The 21,193-nt window shown below is 39.6% G+C and carries 22 protein-coding genes; 13 read left to right on the top strand and 9 right to left on the bottom strand.

The genetic code is table 11. From position 1 onward, the window contains the following. Positions 1–4 precede the first annotated feature (4 nt). The 4 genes from AC0OMA_RS03230 to AC0OMA_RS03215 form a co-directional block, all read right to left on the bottom strand. Positions 5–343: a thioredoxin family protein gene (locus AC0OMA_RS03230; protein WP_015482866.1), complete on the bottom strand. Its 339-nt coding sequence runs from the start codon at positions 341–343 to the stop codon at positions 5–7. 185 nt (positions 344–528) lie between these two features. Then, the gene (locus AC0OMA_RS03225) at positions 529–918 is read right to left on the bottom strand and encodes a DoxX family protein (RefSeq protein WP_003234169.1); all 390 of its coding nucleotides are present in this window, start codon (positions 916–918) and stop codon (positions 529–531) included. Between the two features lie 97 nt (positions 919–1,015). Next, the gene (locus AC0OMA_RS03220; RefSeq protein WP_322840190.1) at positions 1,016–1,954 is read right to left on the bottom strand and encodes a ring-cleaving dioxygenase; all 939 of its coding nucleotides are present in this window, start codon (positions 1,952–1,954) and stop codon (positions 1,016–1,018) included. A gap of 15 nt (positions 1,955–1,969) precedes the next feature. Beyond that, entirely contained in the window at positions 1,970–2,590 is a 621-nt protein-coding gene (locus AC0OMA_RS03215) for a nitroreductase family protein (RefSeq protein WP_474221899.1), read from the bottom strand. 466 nt (positions 2,591–3,056) lie between these two features. Between AC0OMA_RS03215 and mneP the strand changes: the two genes are divergently transcribed. The 4 genes from mneP to AC0OMA_RS03195 all read left to right on the top strand — a co-directional run bounded on the left by mneP (position 3,057) and on the right by AC0OMA_RS03195 (position 6,760). Further along, positions 3,057–3,950, top strand: coding sequence for a manganese transporter MneP (gene mneP / locus AC0OMA_RS03210; protein WP_015382881.1), 894 nt, complete (start codon positions 3,057–3,059; stop codon positions 3,948–3,950). A 113-nt stretch (positions 3,951–4,063) separates the two neighbouring features. Beyond that, positions 4,064–4,876 (top strand): MerR family transcriptional regulator, encoded by an 813-nt coding sequence (locus AC0OMA_RS03205; protein WP_474221898.1) that lies wholly within the window; start codon positions 4,064–4,066, stop codon positions 4,874–4,876. Positions 4,877–4,965: 89 nt separating this feature from the next. Continuing rightward, positions 4,966–5,655 (top strand): DUF554 domain-containing protein, encoded by a 690-nt coding sequence (locus tag AC0OMA_RS03200; RefSeq protein ID WP_015382879.1) that lies wholly within the window; start codon positions 4,966–4,968, stop codon positions 5,653–5,655. A 202-nt stretch (positions 5,656–5,857) separates the two neighbouring features. Continuing rightward, positions 5,858–6,760 (top strand): carboxylesterase, encoded by a 903-nt coding sequence (locus AC0OMA_RS03195; RefSeq protein ID WP_181218349.1) that lies wholly within the window; start codon positions 5,858–5,860, stop codon positions 6,758–6,760. A 412-nt stretch (positions 6,761–7,172) separates the two neighbouring features. On the opposite strand, the gene AC0OMA_RS03190 is transcribed toward AC0OMA_RS03195, so the two are convergent. The 3 genes from AC0OMA_RS03190 to AC0OMA_RS03180 all read right to left on the bottom strand — a co-directional run bounded on the left by AC0OMA_RS03190 (position 7,173) and on the right by AC0OMA_RS03180 (position 11,314). Beyond that, positions 7,173–9,344: an MMPL family transporter gene (locus AC0OMA_RS03190; protein ID WP_181218347.1), complete on the bottom strand. Its 2,172-nt coding sequence runs from the start codon at positions 9,342–9,344 to the stop codon at positions 7,173–7,175. 112 nt (positions 9,345–9,456) lie between these two features. Further along, a complete protein-coding gene (gene ydfI, locus AC0OMA_RS03185) occupies positions 9,457–10,098 on the bottom strand; it encodes a two-component system response regulator YdfI (protein WP_015382876.1) in 642 nt (213 codons plus the stop codon). Then, complete coding sequence (locus AC0OMA_RS03180; RefSeq protein WP_474221897.1) at positions 10,091–11,314, bottom strand: sensor histidine kinase; 1,224 nt, start codon at positions 11,312–11,314, stop codon at positions 10,091–10,093. Before AC0OMA_RS03180 ends, ydfI begins: the two co-directional genes overlap by 8 nt. 242 nt (positions 11,315–11,556) lie before the next feature. On the opposite strand from AC0OMA_RS03180, the gene AC0OMA_RS03175 reads away from it, so the two are divergent. From AC0OMA_RS03175 to AC0OMA_RS03165, 3 genes are all read left to right on the top strand, one after another. Continuing rightward, positions 11,557–11,706 carry a hypothetical protein gene (locus tag AC0OMA_RS03175; protein WP_015382874.1) on the top strand — a complete coding sequence of 50 codons (150 nt, stop codon included), beginning with the start codon at positions 11,557–11,559 and terminating at the stop codon, positions 11,704–11,706. After that, entirely contained in the window at positions 11,703–11,882 is a 180-nt protein-coding gene (locus tag AC0OMA_RS03170) for a hypothetical protein (RefSeq protein ID WP_080030634.1), read from the top strand. The genes AC0OMA_RS03175 and AC0OMA_RS03170 overlap by 4 nt, the downstream gene beginning before the upstream one ends. 85 nt (positions 11,883–11,967) lie before the next feature. Beyond that, positions 11,968–12,411, top strand: a complete 444-nt coding sequence (locus AC0OMA_RS03165; RefSeq protein ID WP_181218343.1) for a carboxymuconolactone decarboxylase family protein — start codon at positions 11,968–11,970, stop codon at positions 12,409–12,411. Between the two features lie 79 nt (positions 12,412–12,490). On the opposite strand, the gene AC0OMA_RS03160 is transcribed toward AC0OMA_RS03165, so the two are convergent. After that, positions 12,491–13,171, bottom strand: a complete 681-nt coding sequence (locus tag AC0OMA_RS03160; RefSeq protein ID WP_181218341.1) for an ArsR/SmtB family transcription factor — start codon at positions 13,169–13,171, stop codon at positions 12,491–12,493. A gap of 89 nt (positions 13,172–13,260) precedes the next feature. On the opposite strand from AC0OMA_RS03160, the gene AC0OMA_RS03155 reads away from it, so the two are divergent. After that, positions 13,261–13,884, top strand: a complete 624-nt coding sequence (locus tag AC0OMA_RS03155) for a flavin reductase family protein (RefSeq protein WP_015482859.1) — start codon at positions 13,261–13,263, stop codon at positions 13,882–13,884. Positions 13,885–14,002: 118 nt separating this feature from the next. Here the strand turns inward: AC0OMA_RS03155 and AC0OMA_RS03150 are convergent, their stop codons facing one another. Beyond that, positions 14,003–15,451, bottom strand: coding sequence for an aminotransferase-like domain-containing protein (locus tag AC0OMA_RS03150; RefSeq protein ID WP_181218338.1), 1,449 nt, complete (start codon positions 15,449–15,451; stop codon positions 14,003–14,005). Positions 15,452–15,583: 132 nt separating this feature from the next. Here AC0OMA_RS03150 and AC0OMA_RS03145 point away from each other — a divergent pair, with 132 nt between their 5' ends. The 5 genes from AC0OMA_RS03145 to AC0OMA_RS03125 all read left to right on the top strand — a co-directional run bounded on the left by AC0OMA_RS03145 (position 15,584) and on the right by AC0OMA_RS03125 (position 21,089). Continuing rightward, on the top strand, positions 15,584–16,486 hold the full coding sequence (locus AC0OMA_RS03145) for a DMT family transporter (RefSeq protein WP_181218335.1): 903 nt from the start codon (positions 15,584–15,586) through the stop codon (positions 16,484–16,486). A 243-nt stretch (positions 16,487–16,729) separates the two neighbouring features. Then, entirely contained in the window at positions 16,730–17,431 is a 702-nt protein-coding gene (locus tag AC0OMA_RS03140; protein ID WP_181218391.1) for a response regulator transcription factor, read from the top strand. Positions 17,432–17,434: 3 nt separating this feature from the next. After that, on the top strand, positions 17,435–18,883 hold the full coding sequence (locus tag AC0OMA_RS03135; RefSeq protein WP_015482855.1) for a HAMP domain-containing sensor histidine kinase: 1,449 nt from the start codon (positions 17,435–17,437) through the stop codon (positions 18,881–18,883). Then, positions 18,880–20,019 carry a WD40 repeat domain-containing protein gene (locus tag AC0OMA_RS03130; RefSeq protein WP_474221896.1) on the top strand — a complete coding sequence of 380 codons (1,140 nt, stop codon included), beginning with the start codon at positions 18,880–18,882 and terminating at the stop codon, positions 20,017–20,019. Before AC0OMA_RS03135 ends, AC0OMA_RS03130 begins: the two co-directional genes overlap by 4 nt. Before the next feature lie 242 nt (positions 20,020–20,261). Next, positions 20,262–21,089 carry a polysaccharide deacetylase family protein gene (locus tag AC0OMA_RS03125; protein WP_031315635.1) on the top strand — a complete coding sequence of 276 codons (828 nt, stop codon included), beginning with the start codon at positions 20,262–20,264 and terminating at the stop codon, positions 21,087–21,089. The last annotated feature ends 104 nt before the right edge of the window (positions 21,090–21,193 follow it).

The raw sequence follows: 21,193 nt of genomic DNA, 5'->3' as shown, positions 1-21,193 counted from the left end.
TTCTTTATTCACCTTCATATAATCGATAAACCCTTTTCAGCTTTTGTTCAAGCTGTTCAAAATGAACAAAACGGGCTTCTCTTAGAAACTCAGTCCCATCAATGAACAAAAGAAGCACAGGAACGGTGAAAACTGAAAATCTGCCGGCGACCTCTGTTACATCGTCAGCATTGATATGCCCCAATTTGATGTTTGGAAACTGATCCAATACTATTCTGAGCTGGGGCAGAACTGCGTGACATACTGTACAGCCAGGCCTTGATATATAAATAAAACTGAATTTGTGCTGTTTGATAAAATTTTCTATAGAATCTAATGAATGTAATCCTGTCATCTCTTTCATCCATTTACTCCTTCAAATAGGTCTGTTTTTCATGACCAAGCTCATCAATACGTATCATTCACTATACAGATTTATATTTATGATATCCGCTTTTTTGCTTTGCAGAGTACCTGCAAGTTTGCCGAAAATATCAAAATAAAAGAACAGTTACTGACAAGCAGCAACTGTTCTTACATACTTTCTTATTAAAAATGCAAAGCGTAAGCTCCTGAACCGATGAGTGCAACCCCTATGGAAACTGCAATGAGCACCAGGTTATATTCAAAACCTCCCGCGCCATTCGCAAAACCTTTCGCGCCATGGACTTTTACGATGGCACCTAACATAATGATCGTTATGATAGCAGCTCCAAGCGGGAGGAATACGCCTAAAATAAATAGAATTCCGCTTACTAACTCCCCAAGACCTGATAGCGCGGCCGCAACGTTTCCTGGTTTCACCCCAATTGATTCGAACCATTGTCCGGTTCCTTTAATCCCGTATCCGCCAAACCAGCCGAATAATTTTTGTGTGCCATAAAACAAAAACACCACACCAATCATTATACGAATAAGCAACAGTCCTGCATCTTCCATTTGTATCTCTCCTCATCTTTGATTTCATCTGATTCTTTGCTGACATATCCAGCAATCATCAATTGAATATATGTTTCTTTATTTTTTATGTGTCAAATCAATCTAACTCTCTTACTTCAAACGGCAGCAGCCCTTGTTCAATTTGTGTGCGATGCGGTTCATATTGCACAGGCAGCATCAGTTTTTCGCCCATTGTATCTTGTGTTTCATCATGTGCAAAGCCCGGGGGATCAGTTGCGATTTCAAACAGGATTTCCCCATGTTCCCTGAAGTAAATGGCATTAAAATAGTTTCTATCCCGAACAGGAGTTACACCATATCCGTGGGAAGCAATATATCTTTGCCAATCTAACTGATCTTCATCATCGTTAGCCCGCCAAGCGATGTGATGCACCGTTCCGGCCCCCATTTGCCCGCGGCCAATAGGCGTTAACTTAAGGTCAATCACATTTCCGATATCACCGGCGGAACGATAACGAACGAAGTCTCCTTCTTTGCCGACTCGCTCCAGCCCCATGATGTTTTCTAAAAGGTCAGCGGTTTTGTCAGGCTGCGCTGATAATAGGGTTGCACCCCCAAAACCTTTAATGGCAACATCGGGCGTTACATCTCCGAAAGTCCACGTATTAGCCTCTCCTTCTTCTCTTTCCACGATTTCTAAGTGCAGTCCATGAGGATCATCAAATTCTACATATTGTTCCCCAAAGCGCTCGATTTTGGTGCATGGAACGTTGAACTTTTCTAGTCTCTTTTCCCAAAATGCCATAGCCCCTTTCGGCACGACATACGAAGTCACGCCAACTTGACCGTCTCCAATGACGCCTTGGCGGGCTCCGGCCCACGGAAAGAAGGTAATGATTGTTCCCGGCTTCCCGCCTTCATTCCCAAAATAAAGATGATACGTACCTGGGTCATCAAAATTGACAGTTTGCTTGACCAAACGAAGCCCAAGCACTCCTGCGTAGAAATCTGTGTTCTCTTGAGGGTGACCGACAATCGCTGTAATATGATGAATTCCCATCGTTTTTTTAGCCATTTTTATCCGCTCCTTTTACATATACTCAACAAACTCATTCACAGGCTTCCGGTAGCCGCGCGGTCTTCTGCTCTCTGTTTTTTCTTTTCCAATCGTAATCATCATGACAACCTCAAATTGGTCGTCTATGTTCAAAATCCGTTTTACGGCTTCCGCATCAAAGCCGATCATCGGGCAGGTATCCCAGCCTTTTTCCTTAGCACTCAGCATAAACATCATCGCAGAAAGTGAAGCATTCCTTATCGCCTCATCTCTCTTAAATTGTTCTCCCCTGTTTTCATAAAACGAAACAGTGTCGTGCACCATGTGGTCATACTCTTGCTTATTTAATATCCCCAATACCTTTAAACCTTCATAGATATCGGCCGCTTGTTGATATGCCTGCTTATCCCCTAATACCAAGAGAACCGCAGAAGAGCTAACCACTTTATATTGTCCATTTGCGGCATGCTTCAGCTTTTCTTTTACGTCCTGGTCAAGAACCGTCACATATTTTGTATGCTGCAAATTAAAAGCCGATGGTGTCAATGCAACCAATTCAAACATCTCATTGAGATCTTCTTTTGTGATTGGATGACCTGAAAGAAAATTGCTTGCAGATCGTCTTTCATTGACTAACTGTGTAAATTCAGCCATTACGCTACACTCCCTTTTATCTCGAATTCGAGATATTATGTTATAAAAAATCATATTGAATATTGTGTAAAAGAACTGACAACGATTGAACACTTAGAATTGCGCTTGATCGCTGATCTTTTCAATCAAATATCTCGAATTAAAATATCTTTAATATGAGATAATAATAAAATACAGATCTTCTCATGTCAATAGGTTTTTGAGAATCAGGTGGAAATTTTTCTCTGACGACAGCATTTTAATTGCGAATCATCACTGTTGTTACATTAGAACTCATTGTATGACCTTTTAGCACAACTCCAACTTTTTTTCTGTCACCTTATTTATTAGTAAACAGGAAACAACGTTGCTATAGACCCACTCGAAATTGAATTGGTATGATAAGCAAAGTGATTACACAAGAAAGGATACGGAGAGCGTATATAGAGCACTCCTATTTTTTTGTGCAGTTTTATAGGAGGGAAAAATGGCAAGTGAAAGAGAACAAATAAGCAGAAAAGTTGCTTTGATTGCATTGATCGCCAATCTGATCTTAATGGCAGGAAAGGTCTTTTTTGGGCTGGTAGGCGATAGTGAAGCCGTGTTTGCAGACGGAATACATTCCGCGGCAGATGTCGTTGCTTCGATTGCAGTCTTGGCAGTGATCGGCATTTCCAATAAACCGCCCGATCAAGACCATCCTTTTGGTCACGGAAAAGCTGAAGTCATTAGTGAGGCGATTGTAGGAATTATCTTAGTGATCGTATCCGTTTATATCCTCATAGAAGCGATTCTGTCTTTTGTTAAAGGGCCAAGCGTTCCCCAATATAGCGCATTGTTTGCGGCACTGATTTCCTACATGGCTAAGCAGATCTTATATCGTTATTCCATCAAACAGGGGGAGAAATGGAACAGTAAGGCGATTATAGCGATCGCATACGATCATAAAGGCGATATCGTGGCCTCTCTTGCCGCTTTTATCGGCGTCCTGTTGGCTATCATCGGAAACACCCGCGGATGGTCCTATCTGTTGTACGCCGATGCAATTGCCAGTGCAATCGTTGCTTACCTCATTTTTAAGATTTCAATGGAATTAATCAGGCCGTCTGTTGATGTGCTCATGGAAAAGAGTGTTGATCCCGAGCTGATAGAGGAATATAAAGCTGTTATTTTTCAATGTGATCAGGTAAAACGAATCGATAGAATCCGCGCGCGAGAACACGGCCACTATAAATTGCTTGATGTCCGTTTATCTTTGGATCATGATTTGACAATTAAGCAGGGACACGACATTGCCCGCGAAATTCGAAATGAAATCAAAAGACAGTTTTCAGATGTAGAAGAAGTGCTCATCCATGTGAATCCTTATTTCGAAGAATAAAAAAGCTCCTTTTTTAGAAGGAGTTTTTTCTTTATGCTGCAAACTTTACCTTTAGAACTCGCCGTACTATATAATGTGTGTATATCAATCATAGGGACAGAAAGGTTGTTAGAATGAAGGAATTTTTTTCGATTGGAGAAGTGTCAAAGTTATTCAATGTGAAAATCTCTGCTCTTCGGTATTATGATGAAATCGGTCTTTTGAAACCGGAATATAAAGACGAGCAAACAAACTATAGATATTATTCTACCCAACAGTTTGAGCGGCTGGATACCATCAAGTATTTGAGGGCCCTAGGCCTGCCAATCAATAAGCTTCTTGATTTTTATAACTCTCAAAATACAAACACTCTTCTTCATTTACTAAAAAGCCAGCAGGCTGAAATTGACCGCAAGAAGAAAGAATTGGAACGCATCGAACGAAAGATCTCCCGACGCATCGCACATATAGAAGATGCCGTTAACATGCCGTTACATCAAATTTCAAAAATCAAACTTCCTGCAATGCGTGTGGCTTACTTGCAGCATGAATATGTTCTCGGCCATGATATCGAACATTCGTTAGCTGAATTGAGAACCCACCTGAATGTGAACGAAGATATATTCATAGGCAAGATCGGTTTATCCATATCAGCAGCAAATGTGAAAGCAAAACAGTTTGACAAATATTCCAGTATATTTATGATTCTTGAAGATGAAAATGAAAAAACTTCTTCAGAAATCATCTTTCCTTCAAAAGAATATCTGCAAATTAGGTTTAAAGGGTCACATCCAGAAGCCGAACCATACTACAAAAAATTACTGGCATATATGAAAGAACATCATTATGAGGTAGCAGGGGACTCAATCGAAATCACACTCATTGATTATGGTATTACGAATAACCTAGATAATTACGTGACTGAAATCCTGATGCCCATCAAATAATCTCATGAATATGTTTTTATCTCCCTTGACTCTCTACTAACTAGAGGGTTTATTTTTTATGCAGGAATGATTTTTGGAGGAGAAAGCTTATGTTTGGAACGATTTTTAACACAGTGATGATCATTGCAGGAAGCATAATCGGGGGGATATTCAAAAAAGGCATTAAAGATGAATACCAGGATATTTTGATGCAGGCAATGGGATTCGCTGCGGTCGCGCTGGGGATCAACGCCATTACACAGCATTTGCCTGATAGTAAATATCCTATTCTATTCATCGTGAGTTTAGCCATTGGAGGTTTGCTAGGCCAGATCATCAATTTAGAATTACGATTCAACAAGCTGGTGAACAAATTTTCTAAAAGCAATTTAGCAGAGGGCTTATCAACTGCGGTCTTATTATTTTGTATCGGTTCGCTGTCAATATTGGGCCCTGTTGAAGCCGCTTTGCATGGAGATTATACATATCTCCTGACAAACGGGATGTTAGATGGGATCACCTCCATTGTGCTCGCTTCAACTTTTGGTTTTGGAATAGCGGCTGCTGCCATTGTATTATTTGCCTGGCAAGGCTCCATCTATTTATTTGCTAAAGTAATGGAGAGCGCAATCAATACAGACCTTATTAATGAAATCACAATTGTGGGAGGCATACTCATCCTCAGTTCAGGTCTAAGCATTCTTGGAATCAAGAAGTTCAAAACATTGAATTTGCTGCCTTCCCTCTTGATCCCTCCTGTTGTGATTTTTGTGATTCATGCATTTGAATTGCGGTTTTAATGAAGCGGCTCCACAAAGGAGGTTAATATTCTGTTATATTGATTTTCAATAATCTGTTTCAATCGTTTTATTTCCTTTTCATCTTGGATTTGACGTCGAATAACAACTGTATTATATTGTAAATAAAGTCTGTTATATCAAAATCAGATTCCCCATCACGAAACGGCACATTCATATAAACAAAATTGGGAGGGGCATTTGTATGTCAAACCATTCATCTAGTATTCCCGAATTAAGTGACAACGGTATCCGCTATTATCAAACTTATAATGAAAGCCTTAGTCTTTGGCCGGTCCGTTGCAAATCATTCTATATATCTACTCGTTTTGGTCAAACACATGTGATTGCAAGCGGCCCAGAGGATGCCCCGCCGCTTGTATTACTCCACGGAGCATTATTCAGCTCGACGATGTGGTATCCCAACATCGCCGATTGGAGCAGCAACTACAGAACTTATGCAGTTGACATCATAGGTGATAAAAACAAGAGTATTCCTGAGAATTTAAGCGGTACAAGAACGGATTACGCCAATTGGCTTCTTGATGTGTTTGACAATCTGGGGATCGAAAAGTCCCACATGATCGGACTTTCGCTTGGCGGTCTCCATACGATGAATTTCCTTTTACGTATGCCTGAGAGAGTAAAAAGCGCAGCTATACTGAGTCCGGCAGAAACGTTTTTGCCATTTCATCACGATTTCTACAAATACGCTCTTGGCCTTACAGCGTCAAATGGAGTTGAAAAATTCTTAAATTGGATGATGAATGATCAGAATGTGCTGCACCCGATTTTTGTGAAGCAGTTTCAGGCAGGGGTAATGTGGCAGGATGGATCAAGAAATCCAAATCCTAAAGCCGACGGATTTCCGTATGTTTTTACCGATGAGGAATTACGTTCAGCAAGAGTTCCTATCCTATTATTACTTGGTGAACATGAAGTCATCTATGATCCCCACTCAGCCCTGCACCGAGCCTCTTCATTCGTTCCTGATATTGAGGCGGAAGTCATTAAAAATGCCGGACATGTTTTATCGATGGAACAACCCGCTTACGTAAATGAACGTGTAATGCGTTTTTTCAGTGCAGAAACAGGCATTTCACGGTAAGGGCTTATAAGATAGTGATTTGCATTTCTAAAGTCCTGAATATGCTTCTAGCCGGGCATTTCAAAAAATAGAGTCTCTCTTATGGACGCTATTATTCTTGGACAAAACCCGCAGCTGGTTTTGTGTGCTTGTTTCTTTAGGTTTCTTATATGATCAGTTAGTTTATTCTTAGAATTATCAAGAACCTAGGCATTATGGAGAGAAGGCAGCGTCAAAAAAATCATTTGATGTGCTTTATCACTTCTCCTGGGATGCCTGCTAGCATGACGCAGCTTCTGCCAATATGAAACAAAGTTCCATCCATATCGAAAATGAGTGATTGCGCCATAAGCGTCTCCTTTTAACTGTCGACTTCATCTTCTAAATACTACCATAAGCAAAAAAGCAGATCATAAAAGATCTGCTTTTTCTATTACATGATTTGCTTCTTTTGTTCATGATCTATTTCTGGCTGTATTTCCTTTGTCAGTTGATGCCCTTCTATATCCACGTTCGGAATCATCTTGTCCAGCCATTTCGGCAAATACCAGGCTGCATTCCCCATCAGCTTCATGACACTTGGAATCAGTGTCATTCTTACAATAAAGGCATCAAAGAGCACACCAAAGGAAAGAGCTAATCCGTTGGCTTTAATAGAAGCTTCACCTGCAAAGATAAATCCTGCAAACACGAAGATCATGATCAAGCCGGCTGCTGTAACAACAGGACCACTGTGTTTTAATCCAGCCTGAATGGCTTGTACTGGATTCTTTGTTTTTACATATTCTTCACGCATTCTGCTGACAAGAAATACTTGATAATCCATAGCTAAACCGAACAGAATCCCAATCGATAAAATCGGCAGGAAGGCGAGTATCGGCCCTTTTTCAGGTATTTTGAAAAAATCGATGAGATTGCCGTCTTGCAAGACAAATACACAGATTCCAAGAGTGGCTGTCATCGTTAAAATGAAACCTGCAACAGCAACAAGCGGCACAAGCAGCGAACGGAAAACGATGGTCAGCAATACAAACGCAAAGCCAACAATAAGTACAGCAAACACCGGTATCGCATCATTCAGGCGATCTGAAATGTCAATATTCACTGCAGTCGATCCAGTAACAAGCAAATCTACTCCGTTTTTATCTGACAAACTGCGTACATCGTGTACCAAATCTTTTGTTGTGACATCATTTGGACCTGTTTCCGGAACGACCGTAATGATGGCAAAGTTCCCTTCTTTATTAGGCATTGCAGGGGTGACACTTGCTACATGGTCTAAGCCCTTTATTTCTTTCACTGCATCTGCGAAAGCCTCCGCCTTATTTTTTGCAGCATTTGTGGCATCCGCTACGATTGTTAATTGGCCATTAAATCCTTCTCCAAAGCCTTCGGCAAGCAAGTCATATGCCCGGCGATCCGGATTATCCTTAGCTTTCATCCCAGCATCAGGCAAGCCCAGTTCCAAATGCATAGACGGGATACTAATGACGAGCAAAATCAGAATGCTGCATACACTTAGCATGATAGGATTTTTGGTGACAAAGCGTCCCCAGACATTTGTTTCAGTACTTTGTTTTTCTATTTTCTTGTTTGATTTCGGAATCATCCGCTTCCCTGCAATCGATAAGACCGCAGGCACAAGTGTGATGGAAGCCAAAACAGCCATCAGTACACTAAGCCCTGCTGTCAGCCCCATCGCAGACATAAAAGGAATGTTAACGACAGTCAATCCGCAAAGTGCAACGATAACAGTAAGTCCGGCAAAAACGACTGCGCTTCCCGCTGTTCCCACGGCTCTCGCAATTGATTCATTCTTTTGTATGCCTTCGCCTAAAAACTGGCGGTGTTTCGTAAAAATAAATAAAGCATAATCAATACCAACAGCAAGGCCAATCATTCCGGCTAATGAAAGACTGACGGAAGCAATATCAAATACTTGTGTCCCAATCAAAACCAGTCCAATACTTACACCTAAACCAATCAGTGCAGTTAAAATCGGCAAACCTGCTATTAATAAAGAACCGAATGTAATGGCTAAAACGACAAAAGCCAAGATAATGCCGACAATTTCAGAGACACCGCCTATCTCCATCTCAGCTCCCGGTACATCTCCGCTTAGCTCAGTTTGCAATCCTTCATCATCAGCCATTTTCAAACTGTCTTTTAAGTGTTTGATAGAGTAATCCTTTATATCATCTGCTGATGATTTATACTTGATATCAGCATAGGCAACTGTGCCATCTTTCGCGATTGTCCCTGTCACAAAAGGACTTGCAATCGAGTCAACAGAATCATCTTTACTGATTTCTTTGAACGTATCTTCTATTGCTTTTTTTGCTGGCTTCCCAGTAAGTTTCTCCCCATCACCAGCACCGAAAATAACCCGTATGCTCCCTTTATCAGGACCGTGAGGAAATTCTTTTTGAATCACATCCATCGCTTTTTCCGAAGGTGTGTCAGGTATGGACATATCCTCAGAAAAACTTGGTTTTAAGGTGACTGCAAGGCCTATCGAAGCAACTAACACAACGATCCACGCACATATGACTTTTATGCGATTGCGAGCAACCCATCCTCCTAATGTATATAACATTTTTGACATGATAATCTCCTTTCAACACATTGCTTGATCACATTTCTCATTGTAGTGGAGAATGAAATAAAAAAAACGTACATTCGGGCATGTACGTTTGGGCAATTTTCAAATATGGAGTTTAGTTGTCTATTGTCAGAATACCTTTTTGCATGGCAATCGTTACTGCCTCAGTTCTTGAATTCGCGCCTAATTTATTGTAAATGGACGTTAATCTGGACTTTACTGTTCGCTCAGAGACGCCCAAATCAAAGGCAATCGCTTTGCTTTTAAGACCTTTAGCAATTGCTTTTAGAACAATGACTTCCTTTTCTGTCAGCTGCGTCTCACTGCGCTGCTTTTTCATCCGCTCAAATTGGATTTCTTGAAGACGTTTGAGGATATCAGGCTGCAACAGCACATTACCTCTGATCGCTGCATCCATTGTGTGAAAAAGAGTTTCTGAACTCGTATCCTTTAACAGATATCCTTTCGCTCCTAATTCAATCCCTTCGATCATTAAGTGATCTTCATTATATGTAGTCAAAATAATGATGGGGGTATCGTGTTTTTCTTTTATTTGTTTAATGGCCTCTAACCCGCTCATCTCCGGCATATACAAATCCATCAGAATGATATCCGGTTCTAACTCATCTGCAAGACGGACTGCGACTTTTCCATTTTCCGCCTCTCCTATAATGGTGTATTGATCATTCGTTTCAATTAAAAGCTTCAGACCTTCCCTCACGACAAGATGGTCATCAACGATTAAAACCTTATTCATCTTGCATCTCTCCCTGAATTGGTACAGTGATCTCAATTTGTGTTCCTTTCAATTTTGTACTCTTGATATTGAATTGGCCATTTATTGCCCTGACGCGTTCTTGTATGCCAAGAAGCCCATAATGTCCTCTCTTTTTCTTTCCTTTTTCAACATCAAATCCCTTGCCGTTATCCTTAACTGTTAAATGGAGCCTTCCCTTTTCATCATCCCAAATGGATATCCAGATTGTTTTCGCCTCAGCATGCTTTGCCGCATTCGTCATGCATTCTCCAATGATGTAATAACAGTTTTCAGCTGTACGCACATCCAGCACCTGATGCAATCTGTAATCTAATAAACAAGCCATGCCTGTCGACTCTATAAAATGATCCATCAGCGAGGTAATTCTTTCTTTTAAAACACCGATTTCTTCTGATTTGCTGCGGAGATCGTCAATAGCTGAACGTGCATCAGCTAATGTGCTTTTCACTCTTTTCATCGATTGTTGTATGATTTCCTTCGCTCTCTCTGTGTTGCCTTTTGCGAGATGAACATGAATCGCATCCAGCTGCATATTTAAACTGACAAGACCTTGAGCAAGCGTATCGTGTAAGTCTCGGGCCATCCGCTGTCTTTCGTTCTGCAGCGTCAGCTGTTCTACCTGCTGATGAGCCAGCTCCAGCCTTTCGAGAGTCAGCTGCGCTTTTATCCTTTCATCGACTTGGGCAAATAATGTAGCGGCATAAGTAATAATCACGATCATGATAGGTGCAGCAATCACAATAAAATGCAAATATTCACCTTTGTGAATCTGATTAGTTACATTTATTAACAGAAGAAGCAATAAAAATATAATGAGGAAAGTTTTTCTTCTGTCTGCCATTCCTATAATCTGTCCAATCAAAAATGCATAAAGGCCAATGAGGACCAGCACTAAGAAGCCCGTCATGAGATTAGCAAGTGTAAAAGTGATCAAACCTTGCAGTACAAAGTATAGAATGACCCTTTTCTTCACCCAGCGATATGAATGCCAATGCAGAAAAGAAAAAACAGCCATCAATATCGTGAAGACATTAAGCAATAAAATGGACCAGCTCGCAGTAATAAATTGCAGCACGACAGAGGCTACATAGATCATGAGAATAAAAGCCAGCCCTGGCACTCTGAGCGCAAGCATGTTTAATGCCCGTCTATCATGCGAGTAGTATTTTTCTTTGAAAGGATTCCTGATACGCAAACCTCATTCACTTCCTTTCCATTGGCAGAAGCGATATACACTCCAGCCACATATACATGTATCCCATCATTTTATAGGAAGAGAAGGTACTCAACAATACAAAGATGCGGTGAAGCATAAGCGTTTCCAACATGGATCATTGCCCAAACGTACATAAGCGTTCTGCCTTTATGTACGTTTTATCTTTCCGAATTTCCATTTACAATAATGGAGAAGTCACTATTTAAAAGGAATGATCATCATTGAAATCGATTGATCTCACAATTTTATCATTAAAAAGAAAAGGAATCCGGACTGAAAAAGTGTTAAAAAATCAGTGCCTTGATCGATTAAGCAATGAGAAAGACAAACATACTCAATCAAAAATCACATGCAAGGAAAAAGAGGAATGAACATGTATTGGTTTTTAGGCGCTTTATTATATTTTCTGATCGGTACTTATATATTCATTGGAGTCACTAAAGACAGCCAATCAGGCTCATGGAGACTGCTTGCATTAGCAGCTCCACTCATCATTGCTGGCTACCCTTATTTTTATTCAAAGAAGCTTCTTTCCAAAAGACAATGAAACAGCTGTCATTCAAACCGCACATTGGTAAAATGATCAATACCGGGATACAATCTAGGTATTCTATGGAAAGGAGTCTTGCCTTATGAGTCAAAGAGTGTCCTACTATGAGATTGCACCTGAAGGTATGAAAATCATGATGGATATGGAGAAATACACGAAACAATCTTCAATTAACCGAACAACGAGAGAGCTAATTAAAATCAGAGTCTCTCAAATAAACGGCTGTGCCTTCTGCTTAGATATGCATACTTCTGATGCCCGCAAAATGGGCGAAACTGAACAGCGAATTTACTGTTTACATGCTTGGAATGAATGTGATTTTTACTCACCTGAAGAGAAAGCGGCTCTCGAACTATCTGAACACATCACGCTCATCCCATCTAAAAGGGTTCCTGATGAGCTATATCATCGGGTGCGGGAACATTATGATGAGAAACAATATGTTGACCTTGTTCTGATCATTAATCAAATAAACAGTTGGAACCGCATCTCTATTGCAATGGGGAATCGAGCTGCTTCAAAATAAGAAGAAGGAGTAAGATTAGAACAAATCTTACTCCTCCTAGATATCGTGCCTCATCATCTGGTTTTTCCGCTTCAAAATCCTAAATCATCACGTTTAGATGCTTCTCAAACGCGATTTTCCCGCTTTGTGTAATCCTAATCGCTCTCGTTTTAGGCATACGAACGATCCATTCTTCTTCTAACATGCGCATCAATAGGGCGTTTCCTAATGCTCCTGCAATATGATGCTGCCGTTCACTCCAATCCAAACAGCAGCGTGCAAAAGCTCTCCTCTTATTCCGTTGTTGCTCTTCATTGATGCCTAACTTCGAAAAGAATAAAGCACCCTCTGAAGTCACCTCAAAGTTTAAATCAACTTTTTTTAACATCCCCCGCTCAACTAGTGAATGTGCCATTTGCACGCCCACATAACCTGCCAAATGATCATAACAGGTACGGGCGAAATGCAAGTCCTTTTTCTCTTTTGACTCTTTTAAAGATTTGACTTTTGCTTTAGGCGCAATATGAAGCAATTGTTCGATCACATTTGCAGCATCTGAGTCAGCCATTCTGTAATACCGATGTCTTCCATGCTTCTCTACGCTAATCAGCTTTGCTTCAAGCAATTTATTCAGGTGAAAACTTGCGGTTTGAGGTTTAATGTTAGCGAGATATGCAAGCTCTCCAGCAGGGTGTATCCTTCCATCCATTAGACTGAGAAGAATGGAAGAACGCGAGGGATCTGATAGCAACGAAGAGATTTTTGCAATATTAGGATTCATGATTTTCCTCCTTACATTCATATTTCGATGATAGTTGAAATGTTAATCCTTTACAATATAAATGTAAGCGTGATAAGGAGGAAAAAACGTTGAACATCAAAAAACGAGACACTCGTCGATTTAAAGAAATCAAACCCAAGATCATGTATTATGGTACCTCGACATTTCTTCTAACCACATTGAATGAGGATGGAACCACTAATATTAGTCCTATGTCTTCTTCTTGGGCTCTTGGACATTATATAATCCTTGGAGTAGGACTGGGAGGAAAAGCCATCGACAATTTGGAAAGACACAAAGAGTGTGTCATAAACTTGCCTGGCCCGGAATTATGGGAAAACATTGAAAGAATTTCATCTTATAGCGGAAAAAAGAGTATACCGCCTTTGAAGAAACAGCTCGGATTTACATATAAAAAAGAAAAATACGAGGCAGCAGGGTTAACGCCTTTACAATCAAAAACAGTATCACCAACACGAATCAAAGAATGCCCTATCCAAATAGAAGCTGAAGTGAAACACATTCGGCTTCCAGAATATGAATCGTCATTCGCAATTGTAGAGACGCAGGCACTACATTTTCATGCCGAGGAAAGTATTATACTGGACGAAAACCATATCGACCCTTCCAAATGGAGCCCGCTTATCTATAATTTCAGACATTACTTTGGTTTAGGAAGAGAAGTCGGAAAGACTTTTCGTTCAGAGACATGATCATTTTAAGACCAAGCCATGATTTGGTCTATTCTAGTAACCCTTGTTATTATCAGATCAAGCGATCATTAGGCTTGATCTCTTTTTTTAGTGAAACATCCATTTAAGGATATAAAAGTTACTTACTTGCCAATTCTTTTATCATTAAACCCAACTCATAAATCCCCTTTTGAAGGTCTTCAAGAGATGCATAAGCATATGATAAGCGAATATAATTCCCTTTTTCCTGAGCATAGATACTGCCGAGATTGAGCAGAATCCCTTTTGATAAGGATTTAGTATAAAGTAATTTCATTGATATGGAAGGCAATATTTTTATCCAGACAAAAAACCCTCCTTTTGGGATATTCCATGTCGCCACTTCTTTCAAATGAGTTTCTATAGCACTCAAGGCCAATTCTCTTCTCACCTTTAATTGCTGCCTAACCTTTTCTACATGCTGCTGGTAGTGGCCGGAAGTAAACCACTCTGCCGCTACTCTCTGGGATAGCGAACTGGATCCGTAATCTGTTTGCATTTTAATGTCAGATAAACGTTCAATCACCGGTTCCGGTCCGACGATCCATCCAATCCTCAAACCTGGGCTTAATGTTTTCGATAAACTTCCTATGTACAGTACGTGTCCATTTTTATCAATTGTTTTAATAGGATATGGCGGAATTTCATCGATCCATAACTCACGATAAATGTCATCTTCAATAATAGGAAGCTGTGTATTCTCACTTACTGCTAGGATCTCTTCACGCCGCTTTTTAGACATAAGAATACCAGTCGGATTGTGAAAACATGGATTTGTATATAAGATAGCCCTTCCCCGCTCTCCTCTTGTTAAATGAACATTTTCAGGCAAAAGTCCTTCATTATCAATAGGAAGTCCAGTCAGCTTCATACCAGCTGATTGAAATACGTGTAATGAATAAAGGTAGGAGGGCTGATCAAGATAAACGGTTGATCCTCTTTGTAACAGCCCCATTGATATCAGCTGCAAGGCTTGCAACGCTCCTGAGACAATCAGAATGGAAGAAGATGAGACGTTGATTCCAATGGTTTTTAAATAGTTGCTTAATGCCTCCCTCAAAGGTAAGTAACCTTTTGGTTCTTCATATCCGAATGCCTCCATGTGTTGAGATACCTTCCCCATCATTTCTTTCATAACAGCCAAAGGAAAAATCTCAGCTGAAAGTTCACCTTTACTGAGCTGTATAAGGTCTGTATTTGATTCTGATTGATTTATCTCTTGAACGATTTTCCGACTTGGCATCTGAATGCCAGAGGTGACATATTGATCCCAATCGGGAGCAGAATTCTTAGCCATCAGTGTCCATGTGTTGTTGATAACAACTGTGCCTTTCCCCATTGTGCCCTCTATTAACCCATCGGCCATCAATTCCTCTAACGCTGTAATCACTGTGCTCCGATTTACCTGAAAATCTTTTGCAAGCGTGCGCTGGCTTGGAATCTTGCTTCCAATCGGCCACTCTCCATTTCCTATTTTCTCTTTAATAAAATGAACGATTTGTCTGTACTTAGGGAGCTTTTTCATCTTTTTTTCTTCTGGAAAGCTCATAGAATCGGTCTCCTTAAAATAAATTGGTTGGGTCAAAATCCATTTAACTGGTTGAAGCCATATCACCAAATCTTTATTAATATAAAAACACATTAAATAACTGGTTGGTTTTTGTAAAGAGGAGTGAGAGGAATGCGAAAGAAAACAGTTCAAATAATTATATCTCATAGTCTCATGATTGGTTTATGGGCATCTGCTTTTCCGGGAATTCGCGCAGGACTAGAAGGGTACACACCAGAACACCTTGCTTTATTTCGTTTGTTAATCGGCTCTATGGCATTATTGCTTTTTGCTGTTTTGACTCAGAAGCGCCTACCCGACTTGAAAGACATTCCTGCCATTTTTCTTTTAGGGTTTTTAGGATTTGCACTCTATCACATTTTGCTGAACATCGGTGAAAAAACAGTTAGTGCCGGAGTTGCAAGCTTACTCGTTACTACGGCACCGATCTTCTCAGCCATGCTATCCCGCCTGTTTTATAAAGAGCATTTTGGATTTACGAAATGGCTTGGCTCTATGATCAGTTTATTGGGTGTATTATTGATTACATTTGGGGCGGGAGACTTTACATATTCAATGAGCGGTATCTTGGTCATCCTGCTGGCAGCATTTTCGGAGAGTATTTATTTCGTTTTTCAAGCCCGCTATATAAAAAAATATGGTTTTATTCCATTCGTTACATTCACCATTTGGGGCGGAACAATACCTATGCTTGTGTTTCTGCCAGGCTTAGGCGAAGAGATGATGAACGCTTCAATAAGCGCAACTTTGTCTATCGTTTACTTAGGATTATTGCCGACGGTTATTCCTTACTTCGCACTAGCATATGTCACTTCACTCGTCGGTGCTTCAGAAGCAACCCTTTCACTTTATGTTACACCGGCTTTAGCCTTGATCATATCTTGGCTCTGGATCGGCGAGATACCCACATTGATCTCTCTGCTAGGCGGAGTGGTTACAGTTGGCGGGGTATGCTTTACCTATTTAACACCCAATAAAATCAAACGATATGGAAACGCTCTTATACATAAATAAAGAAGATACCCGCATCTCTTTTTAATAAGCTCATTTATCAATTAAAATTGTTTACCATAGTCCTCTAATCCAACGATAGCTCAATTCCCCCGATTTTGTTGACGATGGTGAAAATATATCCAATTATAGTTTGATCTGAAGTTCTGAATAATCGCTATTAAAAAGGATGCTATAATGAGTGATATTGCAGACTCTAAGATAGATATATTCAATTTAATCATGAAACAGGGAATGAATGAAATAATGGATAAAACGAAAATACTTATTATTGAAGATGATGGAGCAATAGCAGATCTGCTTTCATACGGGCTTACGCAGGAAGGTTTTCAAACGTGTACTGAATCTAACGGAACTTTAGGGATGAAACAGTTAGACCAATTCAAACCCGATCTTCTGCTGCTTGATTGGATGCTGCCAGATTGCAGCGGATTGGATATCTGTAAAAAAGTGACCCAACGCTATAATATCCCTATACTTATGATCACCGCAAAGTCAGATATCACTGATAAAGTCCTTGGGTTGGAATTTGGGGCTGACGATTATATTACAAAGCCATTTGACTTGCGTGAAGTTATCGCCAGAATTCGTACAATACTCAGGCGTCTTGAACAAGCTAACCACGTGAATGATCGAGGATCGTCTAAAGAGGATCACATTCAATTAAAAAATATTGTGATGATCCCAGACGAAAGAATAGTAAAAAAAGATGGGATCATTGTTGATTTGACTCCTAAAGAATTTGATCTGCTTAAGACATTGATTGACCATCGTGGAAAAATCTTTACACGTTCAGAGCTGTTGGAATTCGTTTGGGGCTACGATTTTGCCGGGGATACACGTACGGTAGATACTCATATCCAAAGACTCCGTAAAAAACTGGATGCAAGCGACCTCATTAAAACAGTGTTTGGCATTGGATATAAATTCGAGAAGCAGGAGGAGTAGAGAGTGTTACGGACGATCAAGGGTAAATTTATTATTGGTTTTTTTCTGATTTTTTCTCTCTCTTTCCTAGTGCTCAATCAAACGGTCAAAAGTGTCATTTGGTCAAGCAATGAAAAAATTGTGACCTCAGATTTAATAGACTTAAAAAAAAACAGCATCATGTATATCAATCAAGCATTTTTAATCAATCATTATAAAAACAATGAACTATACTTCGGCGATATGGCCGATGAAATAGTGGATAGTTTAACTCATTCAACAGGAAGCAATGTAGGCGTTTATACCGTAGATGGCACTTTGTTGTCTTCTTCTAATAAAACAGTGTTTTCGCAAGGCATTGACGAGGACCTAGCAAAAGCAATTAACGGAAAAAATGCTTATCATATCACCTATGATCGAAATCAAGCACAGGTGTTTTTTTCTTATCCAGTTGTCATTGATGGTGCAAAAGTTGGCATATTGCGTTTTTCTAAAGATTTTAATTTGCTTTACAAACAAAGCGGAGAGATTTTAAATATTATTTTTTATATCGCTCTTGCGATATTTGTGGCGGCGTTTCTTTTCTCTTATATACTCTCCAGACACATCACGATTCCAATCGTCAAGCTGACAGAGGCCACCTCAGAAGTCAAAAAGGGAAAGCTGGATGTGGATATCCATTTTTCTAGAAAAGATGAAATTGGCCAGCTTACGGTTAATTTCAATGATATGATCACCAGAATTAGGGATCAAATTTCAACTATCGAAAAAGATCGGGACAGGTTAAAGGAACTTAATGAACAGGAAAAACGTTTTTTTGACAATATGACCCATGAACTGAAAACACCTCTGACTTCTATTCAAGGCTATGCTGAAATCATAAAACAAAAAGGGGAATCAGATCAGGCGTTTTTTGATAAAGGAATGAATCATATTGTTGAAGAAAGCCGGCGTCTGCACAATTTGGTTATAAAACTTCTTGAGGTATCTAGAGAAACCTCTAAAGAACAATTCGATAGGATTGATGCAGGAACGATTTTGAAAGATGTATGCGAATCTATGAAATTTCGTGCAGAACGATATAAAAAGAAGATCACCTATGAGATAGAAGACAGTCTCTATGTGTATGGTCAAAAGAATAGAGTGCGCCAACTCTTTATTAATCTTTTGGACAATGCGATCAAATACAGTTTATCTCATTCTGAAATCATGATTCAGGCTAAAGTTACGGGAGATCAGGTTCTTTTTATGTTCAAAAATCCAAGTGATCCATATGACGACAACCAATACACAAAAGTGTTTCAGCCTTTTTATTCAATAAACCAAAAGGTGACGGAAGAAGGAAGTTTAGGGTTGGGGTTAAGCATAGTTAAAACAATTGTCGAAAAACATGGAGGAACAATCAAGATGTTCTACGAAGAAAACCATACAATCATCACTATTGAACTAGCTTACATGAAGGTTAAGAAATGATCATGAAGAACAAACGGTTTATTATATTGTCAGGGATATTATTGATTTCCTTGATTTTTGTATCCAGCTATAATATGGGCAAGCGATCTGAAACCATTATCATTCCAAACAAGGAAGAGAGCCAGATTGATGACGATCAGAAGTCGGACTCCTTTCAGGTGAAGAAGATATATCGCCTCCCTCAAGCTGACCAGTTGCTTGGCTGGTCTTCATCAAACTCTGTAGTTGGTTTTTTCAAAGGAAATGACACAACGGAAGGTAAAGCGCAGCATCTTCAGAATGTCTCCTATCCTTTTGAAAAACCTGAAACTCTGCAGAGCATTGACCGCAATACTTCCAACCTTAAGTCGTCTCCCGACGGGAAAAGTATCGCCGGATTAACGATGTCATCAAATAAGATAACACTAAATCTAATATCACTGACGAACAGAAACAAAAAGGAAGTAGCCAGCTTTTCTTCTAGCAAGGATGCCTTTGTACAGGATATTTCATGGTCAAATAATAGCAAATACATTTGTTATCTTGTCATTGACACGACAAAAAATGACCAGACTGCGGTCAATGTATTCAACATAGATTCCGGAACCCTCAAAACGTATCCATTGAAGAATGTTGATGAAAAGGATTCGCTTACGGCAGTTTCCATTTCAAATGATGGACGTAGTTTGCTGCTAACCATGTTACAAGGGCAACAATATCGCATTATGACGGGGACCATCAGCGGTGACAGCATCACTATTCAAAATAAGCGGCAGATTAGCCCCTATGGTGAACCTGTTTGGTTAAACAATGACCAATTTGTATTTTTAGGTATCGGAGAAACCTTATACGAATACGACCTCAGAAACAGTGAGCTCTCTGTTCTGCTCGAAAATGTAGCTGTTTTTACCATATCTAATGATCGAAAGAAGATCGCTTACTCTTTATATGACAAGGACAATACTTATGCAGGAAAGCTGCAAGGGAAAAATGTCCTCTACGCAGAACCTATATACCACGGCACCAGCCCATCAGAAATATATTGGAGTCCAGATGGCAGCAACCTGCTCGTTTATGAACAAAACCGGTATATTTCTATGGAAAACTCATCAGCCCAATTTTTTGACGATCGCTCTTATATCATATCCTTCAAGTAAACCTTATTTCTATTGAAATAAGGTTTTTTCTTATACCTGCAAGATATTACATAACAATGATTCCTTCATTTGTTGACATTTTGTTTACAAGTTGATCAAACTTCTGCGATAACTCTCATCTATATTAAAAGAGCATCATTTTTACCGGGCTTTGTCTCCAAAGTTTCATTGGTCCTTCTAATTTATGTGACTCGTTCGCGAGAAAACTAGTTTTGATATCTACAATTGAGGAGTTGGAAAAAGTGTCAAATTCACCAAGAAGGGATCGTAAGTTGAATCAAATAGGAAAAATAGGTTTTGGGATATTGATTATTCTAGGTGTAACGTTACTATGCATTTCCTGGAAGGCACTTGCCGGCCCAAAGCAGGAACCAATAAAAGAAAGTACAAACGCTTCTGAGCAGGCGCATATAGAAACACACAAAAATTCAGCACAGAAAAAAGAACAAAAAAAACCTGCTGAAATCGGGAAGGTCGTTTATTTAACATTTGATGACGGACCAAACCCTGCTGCTTCAGAGAAAATTATGGATTTGCTTCATAAATACAATGCAAAGGGAACGTTTTTTATGTTAAAACCAAATATCGAGCGAAATCCTAATATTGTGAGAAAAATGGCGGAAAACGGTCATTCTGTTGGGTCTCACGGCGTGACGCACCAGGTTTCCGAAATCTATAAATCCCCTGAAAGCTTTGCTGCAGAAATGAACGATACATTGGACTACATTAAAGAAACAACCAAAGTCAACACGCATTTAATAAGAGCACCTTACGGGTCAAAGCCTTACATTACTGGCCCTTTTAGAGATGTTGTGGAGCGTGATCATTTTAACCTGTGGGATTGGACAGTTGACTCAGAGGACTGGAAGTACACTCATGGAGAGTTTGTTAAGAGTGTCATTCAGCAAGTCAAAACCCTTGAAGGAAAAGAGCCGCTTATTGTATTAATGCATGAAAAGCCAACTACCGCGGCCTATTTGGAACAATTATTAAAATATTTCCGGGAAAGTGGATACGAAATGAAAGCAATTCATGATTCAATCAAACCGGTACAATTCAGATTCAATTGAAGTATAAATTTAAAGTATCTTATATGAACTACAAAATATCACGGAGATAAAAGAATTATTTATTAGAGAACCGTTAAGAACCAGTACAACATATAAATATTTCA

The organism is Bacillus sp. AMCV2 (assembly GCF_056033925.1).
The sequence above is the reverse complement of the archived record's forward strand: the minus strand, read 5'-3'. Positions and strand labels throughout refer to the sequence as shown.

Coding starts and splice junctions, on each gene's coding strand:
- AC0OMA_RS03230 (WP_015482866.1), bottom strand. CDS start 343: ATGAAAGAGATGACAGGATTACATTCATTAGATTCTATAGAAAATTTT.
- AC0OMA_RS03225 (WP_003234169.1), bottom strand. CDS start 918: ATGGAAGATGCAGGACTGTTGCTTATTCGTATAATGATTGGTGTGGTG.
- AC0OMA_RS03220 (WP_322840190.1), bottom strand. CDS start 1,954: ATGGCTAAAAAAACGATGGGAATTCATCATATTACAGCGATTGTCGGT.
- AC0OMA_RS03215 (WP_474221899.1), bottom strand. CDS start 2,590: ATGGCTGAATTTACACAGTTAGTCAATGAAAGACGATCTGCAAGCAAT.
- mneP (WP_015382881.1), top strand. CDS start 3,057: ATGGCAAGTGAAAGAGAACAAATAAGCAGAAAAGTTGCTTTGATTGCA.
- AC0OMA_RS03205 (WP_474221898.1), top strand. CDS start 4,064: ATGAAGGAATTTTTTTCGATTGGAGAAGTGTCAAAGTTATTCAATGTG.
- AC0OMA_RS03200 (WP_015382879.1), top strand. CDS start 4,966: ATGTTTGGAACGATTTTTAACACAGTGATGATCATTGCAGGAAGCATA.
- AC0OMA_RS03195 (WP_181218349.1), top strand. CDS start 5,858: ATGTCAAACCATTCATCTAGTATTCCCGAATTAAGTGACAACGGTATC.
- AC0OMA_RS03190 (WP_181218347.1), bottom strand. CDS start 9,344: ATGTCAAAAATGTTATATACATTAGGAGGATGGGTTGCTCGCAATCGC.
- ydfI (WP_015382876.1), bottom strand. CDS start 10,098: ATGAATAAGGTTTTAATCGTTGATGACCATCTTGTCGTGAGGGAAGGT.
- AC0OMA_RS03170 (WP_080030634.1), top strand. CDS start 11,703: ATGAACATGTATTGGTTTTTAGGCGCTTTATTATATTTTCTGATCGGT.
- AC0OMA_RS03165 (WP_181218343.1), top strand. CDS start 11,968: ATGAGTCAAAGAGTGTCCTACTATGAGATTGCACCTGAAGGTATGAAA.
- AC0OMA_RS03160 (WP_181218341.1), bottom strand. CDS start 13,171: ATGAATCCTAATATTGCAAAAATCTCTTCGTTGCTATCAGATCCCTCG.
- AC0OMA_RS03150 (WP_181218338.1), bottom strand. CDS start 15,451: ATGAGCTTTCCAGAAGAAAAAAAGATGAAAAAGCTCCCTAAGTACAGA.
- AC0OMA_RS03145 (WP_181218335.1), top strand. CDS start 15,584: ATGCGAAAGAAAACAGTTCAAATAATTATATCTCATAGTCTCATGATT.
- AC0OMA_RS03140 (WP_181218391.1), top strand. CDS start 16,730: ATGGATAAAACGAAAATACTTATTATTGAAGATGATGGAGCAATAGCA.
- AC0OMA_RS03130 (WP_474221896.1), top strand. CDS start 18,880: ATGATCATGAAGAACAAACGGTTTATTATATTGTCAGGGATATTATTG.